12 protein-coding genes are annotated in these 14,576 nt (G+C 59.8%); 9 read left to right on the forward strand and 3 right to left on the reverse strand.

Annotation, left to right across the window (positions count from 1 at the left end):
• The first annotated feature begins 330 nt into the window (after positions 1-330).
• The 6 genes from SH292x_RS08115 to SH292x_RS08140 all read left to right on the forward strand — a co-directional run bounded on the left by SH292x_RS08115 (position 331) and on the right by SH292x_RS08140 (position 7,207).
• A complete protein-coding gene (locus tag SH292x_RS08115) occupies positions 331-1,944 on the forward strand; it encodes a prolyl oligopeptidase family serine peptidase (protein ID WP_442485094.1) in 1,614 nt (537 codons plus the stop codon).
• 133 nt (positions 1,945-2,077) lie between these two features.
• Complete coding sequence (locus SH292x_RS08120; RefSeq protein ID WP_442485095.1) at positions 2,078-2,950, forward strand: LamG domain-containing protein; 873 nt, start codon at positions 2,078-2,080, stop codon at positions 2,948-2,950.
• A 199-nt stretch (positions 2,951-3,149) separates the two neighbouring features.
• Positions 3,150-4,094 (forward strand): PEP-CTERM sorting domain-containing protein, encoded by a 945-nt coding sequence (locus SH292x_RS08125; protein WP_442485096.1) that lies wholly within the window; start codon positions 3,150-3,152, stop codon positions 4,092-4,094.
• A 67-nt stretch (positions 4,095-4,161) separates the two neighbouring features.
• Complete coding sequence (locus SH292x_RS08130; protein ID WP_442485097.1) at positions 4,162-5,886, forward strand: PEP-CTERM sorting domain-containing protein; 1,725 nt, start codon at positions 4,162-4,164, stop codon at positions 5,884-5,886.
• Between the two features lie 142 nt (positions 5,887-6,028).
• Positions 6,029-6,934: a hypothetical protein gene (locus SH292x_RS08135; RefSeq protein ID WP_442485098.1), complete on the forward strand. Its 906-nt coding sequence runs from the start codon at positions 6,029-6,031 to the stop codon at positions 6,932-6,934.
• A gap of 99 nt (positions 6,935-7,033) precedes the next feature.
• Positions 7,034-7,207: a hypothetical protein gene (locus SH292x_RS08140; protein WP_442485099.1), complete on the forward strand. Its 174-nt coding sequence runs from the start codon at positions 7,034-7,036 to the stop codon at positions 7,205-7,207.
• A gap of 78 nt (positions 7,208-7,285) precedes the next feature.
• Here the strand turns inward: SH292x_RS08140 and katG are convergent, their stop codons facing one another.
• Complete coding sequence (katG, locus tag SH292x_RS08145; RefSeq protein WP_442485100.1) at positions 7,286-9,658, reverse strand: catalase/peroxidase HPI; 2,373 nt, start codon at positions 9,656-9,658, stop codon at positions 7,286-7,288.
• Between the two features lie 210 nt (positions 9,659-9,868).
• Between katG and SH292x_RS08150 the strand changes: the two genes are divergently transcribed.
• The 3 genes from SH292x_RS08150 to SH292x_RS08160 all read left to right on the forward strand — a co-directional run bounded on the left by SH292x_RS08150 (position 9,869) and on the right by SH292x_RS08160 (position 12,927).
• A complete protein-coding gene (locus tag SH292x_RS08150) occupies positions 9,869-10,744 on the forward strand; it encodes a LysR family transcriptional regulator (protein WP_442485101.1) in 876 nt (291 codons plus the stop codon).
• Positions 10,745-10,894: 150 nt separating this feature from the next.
• Positions 10,895-11,383, forward strand: a complete 489-nt coding sequence (locus tag SH292x_RS08155; protein ID WP_442485102.1) for a hypothetical protein — start codon at positions 10,895-10,897, stop codon at positions 11,381-11,383.
• 224 nt (positions 11,384-11,607) lie between these two features.
• A complete protein-coding gene (locus tag SH292x_RS08160) occupies positions 11,608-12,927 on the forward strand; it encodes a sulfatase family protein (protein ID WP_442485103.1) in 1,320 nt (439 codons plus the stop codon).
• Positions 12,928-12,942: 15 nt separating this feature from the next.
• Here SH292x_RS08160 and hisH read toward each other — a convergent pair whose 3' ends face one another.
• Together hisH and SH292x_RS08170 are read right to left on the reverse strand one after the other, a co-directional pair.
• The gene (gene hisH, locus SH292x_RS08165; RefSeq protein ID WP_442485104.1) at positions 12,943-13,548 is read right to left on the reverse strand and encodes an imidazole glycerol phosphate synthase subunit HisH; all 606 of its coding nucleotides are present in this window, start codon (positions 13,546-13,548) and stop codon (positions 12,943-12,945) included.
• A gap of 80 nt (positions 13,549-13,628) precedes the next feature.
• Complete coding sequence (locus SH292x_RS08170) at positions 13,629-14,474, reverse strand: OmpA/MotB family protein (protein ID WP_442485105.1); 846 nt, start codon at positions 14,472-14,474, stop codon at positions 13,629-13,631.
• Between the last annotated feature and the right edge of the window lie 102 nt (positions 14,475-14,576).

Consider the following 14,576-nt stretch of genomic DNA (forward strand, 5'->3'; position numbering starts at 1 on the left):
TTGAGGCCTGTTTGATCGGTACGGTACTCGTGGACGTCGTTCCTGCCCATGAGTATTGCCATAGGCGCCCCCTAGTTGACTCGGATTTTTGGGCAGGAATCGAATTTTCGCAAAATTGGCCCAAGGGCGGTGGGGCCCTCGCCTCCACCTGCCCCTAGCTGCTGCAATTTTTCGATTATCCGAATTAGGTTGTCGCCGCCCCGGCAATATTATCCATGAGCCGAGGCCCCGGGCCGTTAGCCGGCTCGCCCAGGCATTGCCCCCTATTCGAAAGTCCGGCTGGTGAAGATTCTACACCCGTTCGATGCGTGCTGGCTCCTTCTCCTCGGTTTGGCGTTTTCCATTCCCGCATTAGAAGCCGAGTCTGCCAACACCCAGCAGGTGTTTAGCTACAGCTCGACCATAACCACCGACGCCTCGGGCCCGCTCGACCTCCTGGCGGAGTTGAACTACGACAGCGCCCGGCAAGATGCCCCGATCGTGGTCGTGATGCATGGCTACTCTCCGACGAATGGCAATTTCGGCAACGTCCGTGCCAACGCGGAGCGGCTTCGCGACGCCGGCTTCTTTGCGATCTCCGTGGCCATGCGGGGACGAGACGGCTCGGACGGAGTTCGCGACTCGGGCGGTCTAGAGGTTTACGATATCTACGACGCCGTCGAGTCCGTGAAGGCGGCCTACCCACAGTTGGTCGACGAGTCCAACATCCATATCACGGGCTACTCGGGGGGCGGTGGCAATGTCATGTCGGCCCTCACTAAGTTTCCCGATTACTTTAGAGCGGGTTCGTCCTTTTTTGGCATGTCCGACTACGGGCATGATCCTACAACGAGTTGGTACGCCGAAGGGGCGGCTTCGAATCACCAGTCGCAATTGCGGACCGACGTGGGGGATCCGACGCTCGGCGATTCGCTCATTGCCGATCGGTACATGGCTCGCGCCTCCTATCGCGCGGCCGCGAACAACCCCTACAGCGAAGTGCATTTGTTCGTGAACGCGAACGAAACAGTATGCCCGCCGGTCAACATCACCAAGTATCGAGACGCAGCCGTTGCTGGTGCATCGACACCCGGCGAGTTCGACAATGTTTCTGTGCACATCGCCCCAGTAACGCCCCAGAAGTACCAAGACTTCAATCGCAACCGGCAGAATGAACCCAGCGAGTTGCAATGGTGGCCCCATGGTTTTCCGACTGCCGATCAACAAGCCGCTGGCGAGGGCTGGTATCTTCAGCGAGTTCTCTCCGGCGAGATCCCACAGCCCGTGCTGAACAGCAGCGACCAGCTAGTCGTGGCCGGGTTTGTGAAGACGACGCATTTTGAGTTGTTCATAGGTGACGGCCAGAACGGCGCAGGAGTGCTGGACTACTCGCTTTCACCGGAAGCCAAGTCGTTTCACCTTGAGATCGAGACGAGTAATTTGGCGATCGGCACGAAGCTGAAGATCGACACCAGCGACATGGCTGCAAAGCAAGTTAAAGTTATCGTCAATGGCGATCTACTGGAAACGATCACTGGTGGCGGAGTCTATCAGACCGAGCAGTTGGGCCACGAGGGCACGCTGCTATTGCAAGTCGCCGTGGATGGCGACTACGACCACAGCGGCGTCGTCGATGCCGCCGACTACTTGGTGTGGAAGCAGACCATTGGTTCCAGCGCCTTGCTATCGGCGGATGGCAATAGGAATGGTGTGGTCGACTTGTCGGATTTCACGATCTGGCGAGACAACCTCGGAGCCACGCCCTCTTCGCCGCCCAATGTTGCCTCCTCGACACAGGTTCCCGAGCCAAATGCCCAATGGCTGATGGCCGCGGGATCGCTCTTCTATGCTGTCTCGTCACTTTTTATAGATTCGCGTACATCGCTCGAACTCCGCGCCGAGAAGGCGAGCCACGTACGCCCAACTCGTTGCCTTCGAGGAAGTTCCCAAGGTGATCCGCGATAGGGAACGAACTTGTCTGCCAACGAGACCCGCGCGCCTGTCACTAGCGGCCTGCGGTGCAGAGTCTACGTTTCTCACGCTTGTTATTCCGTTTCTTTGATATCCACCGGGGTTGCTACTGCTTAGGGAGTTCAACATGATGCGATCGCTTGCGATGACTGTCTCGTTGTTAAGTGTGTTTGCCATAGCGCCCTCCGCGGGTGCCGCCCTCGTCTATTGGCAGAACTTTGAAGGGGGAAATGGCGTCGAGGATAGTGGCTCGGGTGTTGGAGGCAACCTGGGATTAGCCGGCTCCGCCACTTTTACCACGGATCCCGACCGAGGTACCGCACTGGATCTGACCGCTAACACCGGCATTGGTGGCGCAAACCTCGCGTCAACAGGAAGTGCCGGTGGCTCCTCGCTCAACCTTGGCACCTTGAATAACTTCACCGTCACTATGTGGGTCAACGTCGCCGCCTTCGGTACCGCCAATAGCACGGTCTCGGGCCGGGTGCTGGTCGTAGGTAAGAGCGGCACCGCGGACGCGGCAGCGGCCGATTCGTTCTCCATCAACTTACAGCAATCAGGGCTCTCCGCGGCGCAGAGAAGCCGCTTCAATTACTTTCATGGAGCCACAAACCTGACTCTCAACGCGGGAGTTACTGGTATCGGCCCCGAGAACGCCGTCAACACCTGGACCTTCGTGGCCGTGACCATCGACACCGCGGGTGTCGACTACTTCTACCATGGCACGGATACCGCCTCGGTAACGCCCTTTGCACTGCCCGTGGATGCAACTACCAGCCTAGCCACGGGTAATTCGGGAGTCGTGCTAGTAGGTAATCGTGCCGCGGGGGCTCGCGCCTTCGATGGATTGGTCGGCGACATTCGAATCTACGACACCGCGTTGACCGCGGAGGAAGTGGAATCCTTGCGTGCCGCGACCGTTCCCGAACCCGCTACCTGCCTACTTTTTGCTTCCATGCTGGGGGTAGCAGTCGTCGGGCGGCGGCTGCGTTCGAAATAAATGCGTCATCCACTACCAGTGACTCGAACTAACGAATTGTGGCTGAAAAAGAGACTTTTCAAGTTTGAGTGAATGCACGGAGCGGAGGGGGAAGTGGGAACGGGCAGCATTCCCACTTTTCCCCTCCGTTCGGGTGCCCCAGCGGCGGTGGCCGCCCCCTACAGCACAATTTACTTCACCCGCGTTTAGAGAGAGCAATATGTTACGTGATTCACTCGTCGTCGGATTGGCTCTATTCCTAGGAACGGCAACTTGCGAGGCCGCCCTCAAAGTCGACATCAACGACGTGTCGGCCAACACGGCAACGCAGACCCAGCCCGGCTTCACCGGGGTTACCGAAGTTGGCACCGGCGGCACTCCTATCACGGACGCCACGGACGTGGGCAATTCGATTGGGGTGTCGTTCGCTAACCCCTTCGTTGCGGGCGCGGCGGGCACGGACGATCGCGACCGCGGCACACCGGCGACGGCGAATCACCCGCTGGCTCGTTTGCTTCGCGACTTCATCTTTACCCAAGGGACTTTGCCAGTCCGAGGCACGCTGGATACCACGATCTCGGGAGTGAACCCCGGCAATTACTTGCTGACTGCCTACTTCCATGACTCGTCGACCAATCAAGTCAACGGCGATATCAGCTTGAGCGTTGACGGCGGATCGACGTTCTCGACGCCCATCGAAGACGTGCTGTTCAGCACGGGCTCGAATCCGAATCCCTTCGGCAAGCTATCGATTCCCTTCACGGCAACCGGTTCCGATATCGTACTCCAAGTAGTGGGCGACAGTTCGACGGTTGGCACTCCCGCCGCCGAGTTGGCCATTCTCAACGGTTTCGTGATTGAGCCCTTTACGACCTTCGGCGACTTCAATCGCGTTGGAGGAGTGACGGTAGCTGACTTCAACATCCTGGCGAACAACCTTGCCACGCATCTGGATGGCAATTTTGTGGGACACGCCGGCGGCGACATCGATCTCGACGGCGACGTCGATCTAGACGACTTCGGCGCCTTCAAGCAACTCTTCCCCGGCGTCGTGGCTTTGGCGCTAGGCACGAATGTTCCCGAACCGCAAAGCATCGCGTTGCTCTCCGTAGCAGTGGTGGGCGGAATGCTAATGGCAAAAAGGCGACGTACGAGCCGGCGCTAGAAAGTGCCTGTGTTCGTTGCCTTCGCATCCCATGCCATTCCCGAAATCTACCGCAAGGATTCCCTTCATGATCCACTTCCAACTAACACGCGGGCGGCTGGTCGCCGCGATTAGCGCCTACTGCTGTTTTCTTACAACAGCAGGGGCGGCCGATGTAACTTGGGTGCCGACCGGCACTAACGACTACAATGTCCCGGCGAACTGGAGTTCGAACGTCGTCCCCGAACTGACCGAGTCGTTTCAGGACGTTGCTGTGATCGCGAATGGCTCAACCTCTTTTGTCGAAGTCGCCGTTCAGAACAATGCGGGAACCACGGTCAACAGCGGAGTGCTTGAAGTTCGCCGAGGCGGAAGTCTGCTGTCGGGCAATACGTTTGGTGCCACTGGCAACATCGTTGTCGGTTCCGGTGGAACGCTTCGCATCGGCGGCCTGACCGGCAACACGGCCGCGTCATTCACAGGCCAGGGCGCAGCGAACTTATCCGGCATTACTGAAATCATTGGCCCCAACGCGAACCTCACCGCCGCCAGCTTCTCGCTCCAAGGTAGCTTGCGAACGACCGTCACCGCCGGGGGTAGCTCTGCCCTGACGACCACCGGTAACGCCCAGCTCGCTGGAACCCTGCAGCTCAGTTACTCTGGGGTCACCCCAACTGTTGGCTCGCCGGTTACCGTCGTCAACGCGGGTTCGATTTCCGGAGACGGATTCACGTCCGTGACGACGAGTTCGCCATTGCCGGCGGGCCACTTCGTGACCACCACGCAGACTGCCGGTGGCAATGGAACGCTAGTGCAAGCAGCGATCCAGCAGAGCCTCTACCTCGAGGCCAATCGTCGCACTGGTAACCTTACCATCGTCAACAGTTCGACCTCCTCCGCGCGCTCCATCGACAGCTACTTGATCACCTCGCCCAGTGGTGCACTCGTGCCGGGCAGTTGGAACAGTTTGGTCGATCAAGGCCTGTCGCAGTTCACTGAGTCCAATCCCTCCGCATTGCATCTTGGCGAGCTAAGCCTTTCGGGGTCGACCTCGATTGCCGCGAACGGCCGCCGTGCGCTGGGGGCAGCGTACGTTGGCCTGGGAGCGGCGGCCGACCTGGCCTTCTCCTATCGCGAAACTTCCGGAACCGTACGCGCTCTCCCCGTTCAGTACGTAGGCCCGCGTGACGCCGTGATGCTCATTGTCGATCCGACGGGCGAAGTCTTTTTGCAGAATCAATCCTCTGCATCGATTGCCCTCGACGGTTATCAAATCTCGTCGGCCTCCGATTCCTTGATCGCAGGGCAATGGAACTCCTTCGCAAGTGGCAATGCCGCGTGGACCTCGGCGAATCCAACGGCCAGGCACCTAGGCGAGCTTCGCTTGTCCGGAGCCACGAACCTCGTGGCCGAGGGCGAAGCCATCAGCCTGGGCTCCGCTTTTCTAACCTCCGGCACGAAGGACCTCGTCTTCACTTACCATGTCGCAGGTGGAGTAACCGTGACGGGGCAAGTCGTCTACGACGAGTCTCCTTTCACGTTTGTCACCGGTGACTATAACTACGACGGCATGGTCAACGCTTCGGACTACGCTACCTGGAAGAGTTCGTTCGGCTCCACGACCCAGCTTTCGGCCGATGGCAATAAAGATGGAGTGGTGGATTTGGCGGACTACACGGTCTGGCGCGACAACCTGGGTGCCGCGGCGCTCAGTGGCAGCGTGGCCTTGTCGAGCCAGGCAGTCCCCGAGCCAAGCACGCTCGCCATCGCTGCCTTGGCGGTCCTGTCGCTCGTGAAATGGCGGCAAAAATGAGATAATTGAGGGGCAACGATAGGATTTGCTCTCACCAAGCTAGACGAATCTCTGATTCCCGGTTAGCGTACTGGCGGCTGGCGATGGGACCGACGCGGTTTACTGCGTCGGGTTCCTACCTGCGCTTCCGTGAGATCTCGCTATGCATCGCGTCTGGTTCGCCTCGACTTTGGTTGTGGCTTTCTTCGCTTCGAATCTTTTCGCCGCCGATCCCCCCATCGACCTCGCACCCGGCCAGCGCCTTGTCGGGAAACTTGGCGTGGGGCCGGCCGCTGAGAACTCGGGCATAGTCCGCAGTCGGAATCACGACAACGTTTTTTGGATGCACAACGATTCGGGAGACGAGCCGCGGATCTACGCGGTGCGCCGCGATGGCAGTGTGTACCCGAGCGAGCGGTATCCCGACACGCCAGGTACGCTAATCGGTGGCGCGATCAATTGCGACTGGGAAGATATCGCGGTGATGCAAGATGGTTTGCTCGTTGTCGCCGATCTGGGGAACAACTCGAACGCACGCCGCGACTTGGTGCTCTACTTGCTCGACGAGCCCGAGCCAACTGCCGGCCGCACGACGTTCCGTAAGAAGCTCTTCGTACGCTATCCCGAGCAAACCACCTACCCCGCGCCGGAACACGATTTTAATTACGACTGCGAAAGCGTGTTCACGCTCGGCGAGAACATCTACTTGCTCACCAAGCATCGCAGCGACACGGCGACTCGGGTCTACCGCCTCAATGACTTCACCGAGGGTAAGACGCACGAACTCGAACTGCTCGAACGCTTCGAACTCGGCGGGCAGGCCGTCGCGGCAGATGCTTTGCCGGATGGTACGCGACTGGTGGTGGCGACTTACGATACGTTGTGGCTGTTCGACGTTCGCGACGCTGATCATCCGCTAGCCCATCCGATTTCCAGGCTGCCGTTCAAGGGCGACAACGTCGAAGCCGTGGCATTCGATGGGCCCGACCGCGTTCTATTCGCCGACGAAGCGACGGCGCTGTTGTACGAAGCAGATGTCGCCGACTTTGTCCCTTACGGCGAACGCTAAGCCTGCCCTCGTCGGGGCACGCAGGTCGCGACAACACTTGCCGGCACACGCTTTGCAGATCTGGCTGGTGATTTTATACACCACTCAGGAGCCTCGGCCATGTCCAAACTCTACGAGATAACAACGGTCCTATTACTCGCGACTCTTCCGGCACTGGCAGGCTGCGAAAAGCAGGCAACGAACCCTCCGGAGGATCCCGGAAGCATCAATGACTCGGGTACTGGCAGCGCCCCGAACGTCGGCGATGGGGAACCTTCGGCGGCCAGTCCGTAAAGTCAAACACGAAAAAAAGCGGGCGAGAGCTCCATGCCCTCGCCCGCTTTCCGCTACATCCGAACAGAGCCGCGATCTCTAGCGATTCGCGACCTGCCCCTTATCCTTTCGCTTGGCCGCTTCGAGGTCAAAGCGGTCGGCGTTCATTACCTTGGTCCATGCCGCGACGAAGTCGTCGACGAACTTTTGCTTGGCATCTTCCGAGGCATAGACCTCGGCGATGGCGCGAAGCTGCGAGTGCGAGCCGAAGATAATATCGACTCGGGTGCCAGTCCACTTGGTCTTGCCTGTTTCGCGGTCCACTCCTTCAAAAACACCATCGCTCTCTGCGACCGGCTTCCACTCCGTGCCCATGTCCAGCAGGTTCACGAAGAAGTCATTGGTCAAGGTGCCAGGCTTGTCGGTAAAGACGCCGAGGTCCGAACCTTCGAAGTTGGTTCCAAGGACTCGCATGCCACCCACCAGCACCGCCATTTCGGGCGCGGTGAGATCAAGCAGGTTAGCCTTGTCGACCATCAACTCTTCCGGGCGACGATCGAGACCTTGCCGGTAGTAGTTGCGGAACGCGTCGGCCTTGGGCTCGAGCACGGCGAACGACTCGGCGTCGGTCATGTCCTGCGTTGCGTCGGTGCGACCCGGAGCGAACGGGACTTCGACCTCGTGGCCGGCATCCTTCGCCGCGGCTTCAATCGCCGCCGAACCACCCAGGACAATCACATCGGCTAGCGATACGCGCACGTCGCCCGACTGCGCCTTATTGAAGTCCTGTTGAACCTTTTCAAGCTTCGCGAGAACTTCGGCGAGTTGCTGGGGCTCGTTCACCTGCCAGTTCTTCTGCGGCTCCAGGCGAATACGGGCGCCGTTGGCACCACCACGCATGTCCGACGAGCGGAACGTCGAGGCCGATGCCCAGGCGGTCGAAATCAAATCGGCGTTCGACACACCCGACGCGAGGATGGCCTTCTTTAGATCGGCAATTTCCTTGTCGCCGACGAGCTTGTAGTCGACTTCAGGTACCGGGTCTTGCCAGATCTGCGCCTTGGCAACGTACGGACCCAAGAGCCGCGAGTGCGGACCCATGTCGCGATGCGTCAGCTTGTACCAAGCCGCTGCAAACGCCTTCTGAAATTCCTCGGGGTTCTCGTGGAAACGCTTGGAAATGGGGGCGTAGACGGGGTCGATCTTCAGCGCCAGGTCGGTCGTGAACATGATCGGCGCGTGCGACTTGTTGGGGTCGTGCGCGTCAGGCACGGTGCCCTTCGCCGAGGCTTCGACGGGCGTCCACTGGTGAGCGCCGGCGGGGCTTTTGGTCAGCTCCCACTCGTAGTCGAACAGATTATCGAAGTAGCTGTTCGACCACTCGGTCGGCGTATCGCTCCACGCACCTTCCAAACCGCTCGTGATCGTCGCGTCGGCGTTGCCGGTCTTGAACTTGTTCTTCCAGCCGAGGCCTTGCTCTTCGATGCTCGCCCCTTCCGGTTCGCGGCCAACGTACTTCTGCGGGTCGGCAGCGCCGTGGGCCTTGCCGAACGTGTGACCACCGGCGATCAGCGCCACGGTCTCTTCGTCGTTCATCGCCATCCGCCCGAACGTCTCGCGAATGTCCTTGGCGGCGGCGAGTGGATCGGGCTTGCCGTTAGGACCTTCGGGATTCACGTAGATCAAACCCATCTGCACGGCTGCGAGCGGGTTCTCGAGTTCGCGATCGCCCTGGTAACGCTTATCGCCGAGCCACTCGGTTTCGGGGCCCCACCATACGTCCTTCTGCGGTTCCCAAACATCGGCGCGACCGCCTGCGAAGCCCATAGTCTCGAAGCCCATCGACTCGAGTGCGACGTTGCCAGTCAGCACCATCAAGTCGGCCCACGAGATCTTGTCGCCATACTTCTGCTTGATTGGCCAGAGCAGCCGGCGTGCCTTGTCGAGGTTCGCGTTGTCGGGCCAGCTATTGAGCGGGGCGAAGCGCTGCGTGCCATCGCTCGCGCCGCCACGACCATCGGCCACGCGGTAGGTCCCCGCGCTGTGCCACGCCATGCGGATGAATAGAGGGCCGTAGTGACCATAGTCTGCAGGCCACCAGTCTTGCGAGTCGGTCATCAGCGCTTCGAGGTCCTTCTTCACCGCGTCAATGTCCAACTCATTGAACTCGGCGGCGTAGTCGAAGTCGCGACCCATCGGGTTGCTCTTCTCCGAGTTCTGATGCAGGATGTCGAGGCTCAACTGCTCGGGCCACCACTCGCCAATGCCCATCGACCCGGCAAGCGTCGGCGGCAATTCGCCGTGCATCACCGGGCACTTCATCTCGGGCTTGGCGTCTTCGGTTTCGGCGACCAGGGGCGCTTCGTCGGTCTTCTTGTTCTTATCGGTCGCTGCTTTGTTCGTGTCTGCGGCGAGTAGCGCGATGGCCACTCCAGCCGCCAAAAGCGCGATGATTCCTATGGTTCGCACCATGATTTTGTATCTCCTTACGACTTGGGAAAGCGTCACGGACCGCCTTGGCCCCGACTGCGAGCTCTCAATATAAGGGTTTGTTTGCAATGTTTCCAATGCATACCTATTATGGATTTCATGCGTTACTTGCATGTGTTGAGCTGAGATTCCCGCAAAAACCCCCTCTTCGGACCCGCGCAGGGAGTACGGAAGAGGAAACACCACCGACTTATGGACACCACTCAACTCCGCCAATTCCTGGCCGTTGCTCGACTAGGCAACATCACTCGCGCGGCGGATGAACTCGCGATCTCGCAGCCTGCGCTTAGCCGCTCGATACAACGGCTCGAAGAGGAATTTGGCAAACCACTGCTCGAGCGGAAGACACGCGCGGTCGAACTTACCGAAGCCGGGCGGCTGGTCCAGAGCCGTGCCGAGGAAGTGCTCCGCATACTTGATGACACCAAGGCCCGGATCGCCGACGATGGACATAAAGGGCGACTACGTATCGGCGTGATCCCCACCATCGCGCCTTACTTTCTGCCAGGGTTCCTGCGGAAGTTCGGCACGGAGTTCCCCGCCGCCGAGTTAGTGATTCAAGAAGACACCACTGACAATCTGCTGGCAAGATGCAAACAAGGCGAGATTGACTTGGCACTTCTCGCCCTCCCCATCGCCGCAAAGTACCTCGACACCGAAGAGCTTTTCAAGGAAGAACTGCTGCTCGCGATGCCGGTAGATCATCCGCTCGCCAAGAAGAAACGCGTGGTGCTCGAAGATGTCGAGCCGTACCCGTTCGTGCTTTTGGGTGAAGCGCATTGCTTGACGGAGAGCGTCATTGGTTTCTGTCGGCAGCGATCATTCCAGCCCGTGGCGGTCGAGCAAACCAGTCAACTCACCACGGTGCAGGAGCTGGTCTCGCTTGGTCACGGCGTGTCGCTCATTCCCGCGATGGCCCGAAGTTGCGACCACTCTACCACTCGGGTGTATCGCTCCTTCGACGGTGTGAAACCCGAACGCCGCATCGCGATGGCGTGGAACCCTTACCGGTTCGAAAGCCAGCTGCTGGCCGTTCTGAAGGAGCGACTAAGAGCGCACAAGGAGTAGGCCGTAACAAGCTCCGCGCCGTTACGGCGCTTCACGCGTCTCTATTCAAGATCCCAGAGCGCGAACCCGCCAGCCAATCAGCTAGGCATGAAGGGTCGCCGAAGGTAAGCTGTGATTCCTCCGCAGGCGCAGAGTTATCAGGGCATCCCCATGACGCTACAGTATTTTACGCTCGTCCACATCCTGATCAGCTTGGCGGGAATTGCCGCGGGGTTTGGCGTGCTCTCAGGGCTGCTCGCCGGCAAGCTGTTCAGAGGCTGGACCGCCGTCTTTCTCGCGTCAACTCTGGCGACCAGCGTGACAGGATTCTTCTTTCCCTTCCACGGTTTCACACCAGGAATCGCCGTCGGCATTCTATCGCTCATTACGCTGGCGGTCGCGAGCTACGCCCTCTACGGCGGGCGGCTGGCCGGAGCATGGCGTGCGACGTTCATCACGACCGCCGTGCTGTCGCTCTATTTCAATTTCTTTGTCTTGGTAGTACAGCTATTCCAAAAGGTCCCGGCACTCACAGAACTAGCTCCCAAGCAAAACGAACCACCCTTCGCCATCACCCAAGGCCTGGTTCTTTTCACCTTCATTGCGCTAACGATCATGGCCCTACGCAGATTTCGCAGCGACTTGGGACAAGCAATGTAGGCCGCGGACAAGAGAGCTTGACCGTTGGGACAATCACGGTCCCACTACTGGCTCCAATCGTCGCCTTAGGCGACATGCTTTCGACCCAAATTCGGACCCAGATTCTTGCAATTTCAGCGTCAAACTTCGAGAAAAGTCCGGCCACTCGCGTGCAGTTCGTGGGTTAACTGGCTTAGAATGGAGCACGTGCCTGTTCGCTACTTTCGAACCCCTTCCGAAGTGCCATGCTGTCGTCTTTTTGTACTATTGCCGCTTGCGTCCTTTTCCTCGGTTCGCTCGCTGCTCAAGCAGCAAGTCCACCCAACATCGTCGTCTTCCTCTCGGACGATCACACGCGGATCGACTCGTCGCTGTACGGCTCGGTCGACCTCGACACACCCAACATGCGGCGGGTGGCTCAGCATGGGATGACGTTCGACAATGCCTTTGTAGTCTCCCCCTCGTGTGCCCCCAGTCGTGCGGCGCTGCTGACAGGGTTGATGCCGGCGCGAAACGGGGCCGAGTTCAATCACGCCCGACCGCGGAAGGATATCAAGAAGCTGCCGGCGTATTTTCAGAACCTTGGATACGAGGTGGTGTCGTTCGGCAAGGTGGGTCATTACCGCCAAACTTCCGAGTACGGTTTTGATATTGCAAAGCTGTTCGACTACCACCAGGACCAATGCGTGAACGAGGCCGTCAAATGGCTCAACGAGCGCGACAGTGATAAGCCGCTCGTGCTGTTCGTCGGTACCAACTGGCCGCACGTGCCTTGGCCACCGGCGACCGACGTGGTTGCAAAGAATATCGACATCCCGTTTCATCACGTGCGCACCCCCGACACTCGGCGAGCCCGGGCGAAGTACTACCAAGCCATTCAGCGGATGGACCGCGATCTGGGCCAAGTGTTCGATGCCGCGTACGAGAAGCTCGGCGAAAACACGTTGTTCCTGCACACCAGCGACCACGGTGCCCAGTGGCCGTTCGCGAAGTGGAACCTGTACGACGAAGGTATCCGCACGCCGATGATCGCGGTGTGGCCGAAGCAGGTCGCCGAGAACGTCCGCACCGATGCCAAGGTGCAGTGGGTCGACATTCTGCCCACACTGCTCGAGGCCGCCGGTGGCGAAACGCCGAAGGGCATCGACGGGCGTTCGTTCCTGCCGGTACTCGAGGGCGACACGGACACCCATCGCGACGTGATTTTCGTCACCCATTCGGGCGACGGCGAATTCAACGACTTCGCGTCTCGAGCGATGCACGATGGTCGGTATAAGTACATTCGCAACTTGGAGCCCGAGAATGTATTTACTTCGCACGTGACGAAGGTCGCTGAAGACTCCCCCTACTGGGCGAGTTGGGTCGAGAAGGCAAAGACCGACGAGCACGCGGCCGCGGTGGTTCGACGCTACCAGCATCGCGTGCCGGAAGAGCTGTACGACACGGCGTCGGACCCCAAGGAACTCCGCAATCTGATCGACGACCCCGCCTACGCCGCGAAGCTCGACGAGATGCGCATCGCGCTCGACAAATGGATGGCCGAGCAGAACGACAAGGGGAACTGATCGCCGGCGACCGTTTTACAGCGCCGCGAAGTTCGCCAGCAGCTTCAGCCCGACCGTTTGGCTCTTTTCGGGGTGGAACTGGGTCGCGTACAGATTGCCCAGCTCGACGCTGCTGGTGAAGGGCTGCGGATAGTCGGTAGTAGTTGCAACAATCGACGAATCCGTTGGCACGATGTAGTACGAGTGCACGAAGTAGAAGTACGCCCCTTCGTCGATGCCCGCGAACAGCGGCGACTCTTTGCACTTGGTGATCTGGTTCCATCCCATGTGCGGCACTTTGTACTCGCGCGGGATATCGAACTTCACCACCTTGCCGCCAAGAATGCCAAGCCCCTGGTGCTCGCCATCCTCGTAACTGGTCTCGAACAGCAGCTGCATGCCGAGACAGATGCCAAGCGTTGGCTTGCCGCTGGCGATCACTTTGCGAAGTGGCTCGACGAGGTTCCGCTCGCGAAGCGCGGCAATGGCGTCGGAGTAAGCACCCACGCCAGGCAGGATCATCTTGTCCGCCGCGGCGATCTTCGCCGGGTTGTCCGTCACTTCGGCCTCGTAGCCTAAGCTCTCCAGCGCCTTCTGGACGCTGCGGAGGTTACCCATTTCGTAGTTGACGATCGCGATCAATGCTGGGGCGGGGGCTGAGTCTTGGGGGTGTGACAACCATCCCAGTTTAGCCCAAAGAAGTCGCCAACGAGAGTGGCCGCTTACTGGCGGCGAGTCGTTTCGGGGTAGACCACCAGCTCGATGCGACGGTTCTGCGCCTGGCCGGCGGGGGTGGCGTTGGACACCTGCGGGTGGTTTGCGCCGTGACCAATGACGAACAACTGCTCGGCCGAAGCCCCCAGCGACTGCCGGAGCAGCTCGTAGACCGTGGTCGCCTGGGCGACTGACAGATGGTGGGGCGACGGGTACTGAGCCGACATGCCCGACTGGTTGTCGGTGTGGCCTTCGATGCCGATGCGGTGGTCGGGGTAGTTGGTCATCAGGTCCGAGGCGACCTGACGCAGCAGTTGGTCCGCGCCCGGCTGCAACTGAGCGGAGCCCGGGGCGAACAGCGTGTCGCCAGCAATGGTCACGCGAATCGTATCGCCATCCTGCCGCACGTTCACACCCGGCATGTTAGCGCTTTGCAGCGGCTTGAGCAGTGTGTTGTTTGCCCGAATCTCGGCACCAACGGGCTGCTGAACGCTCGCCGTTAGGGCCTGAGTGCGGCTCTGCAATTGCTGATTGTCGGTGTGCAGCGCGGCGAGGCGATCGCTGGTCGCCTTGAGCTGTTCCTGCATCGCCACGGTCTGGTCGCGCATCAACTGTTCGTGTTGTCGAGACTGGGCAAGCAAGGCTTCGAGTTCTTGATTGTCGCGATCAAGCGCGTCGGCACGTTGCTGCAACTGTTGTTGCTGCATCGCGAGTTGCGTTTGCTGCTGTGGTGTGAGCGCGATCGGTTGGCCCGGTGCCTGGGCACCCTTCGGCGTGAACACAACTCGTCCGCAACCGGTCGTCATCACGACGGCGAGCAGCATCCAGGCGAGGGTGGCGGAGCGAAGGGACATGAATCTCGCGGGCGGGCACGAGGCGGGGCAAGCTGGCACCACTTGTCAGCTTTAGCGCGGCAGATCCTAGCAACCGCGACTGGCAGCCACAATAGCAAGCAT

This window comes from Aeoliella fuhlenseeensis, assembly GCF_052161615.1.
Lineage (GTDB): Bacteria > Planctomycetota > Planctomycetia > Pirellulales > Lacipirellulaceae > Aeoliella.

Bases quoted from the DNA above. Each gene is read 5' to 3' on its own strand.
- SH292x_RS08150 (WP_442485101.1), top strand. From the start codon at position 9,869: ATGGACACCACTCAACTCCGCCAATTCCTGGCCGTTGCTCGACTAGGC.
- SH292x_RS08125 (WP_442485096.1), top strand. From the start codon at position 3,150: ATGTTACGTGATTCACTCGTCGTCGGATTGGCTCTATTCCTAGGAACG.
- SH292x_RS08140 (WP_442485099.1), top strand. From the start codon at position 7,034: ATGTCCAAACTCTACGAGATAACAACGGTCCTATTACTCGCGACTCTT.
- SH292x_RS08155 (WP_442485102.1), top strand. From the start codon at position 10,895: ATGACGCTACAGTATTTTACGCTCGTCCACATCCTGATCAGCTTGGCG.
- SH292x_RS08120 (WP_442485095.1), top strand. From the start codon at position 2,078: ATGATGCGATCGCTTGCGATGACTGTCTCGTTGTTAAGTGTGTTTGCC.
- katG (WP_442485100.1), bottom strand. From the start codon at position 9,658: ATGGTGCGAACCATAGGAATCATCGCGCTTTTGGCGGCTGGAGTGGCC.
- SH292x_RS08135 (WP_442485098.1), top strand. From the start codon at position 6,029: ATGCATCGCGTCTGGTTCGCCTCGACTTTGGTTGTGGCTTTCTTCGCT.
- SH292x_RS08130 (WP_442485097.1), top strand. From the start codon at position 4,162: ATGATCCACTTCCAACTAACACGCGGGCGGCTGGTCGCCGCGATTAGC.
- SH292x_RS08170 (WP_442485105.1), bottom strand. From the start codon at position 14,474: ATGTCCCTTCGCTCCGCCACCCTCGCCTGGATGCTGCTCGCCGTCGTG.
- SH292x_RS08160 (WP_442485103.1), top strand. From the start codon at position 11,608: ATGCTGTCGTCTTTTTGTACTATTGCCGCTTGCGTCCTTTTCCTCGGT.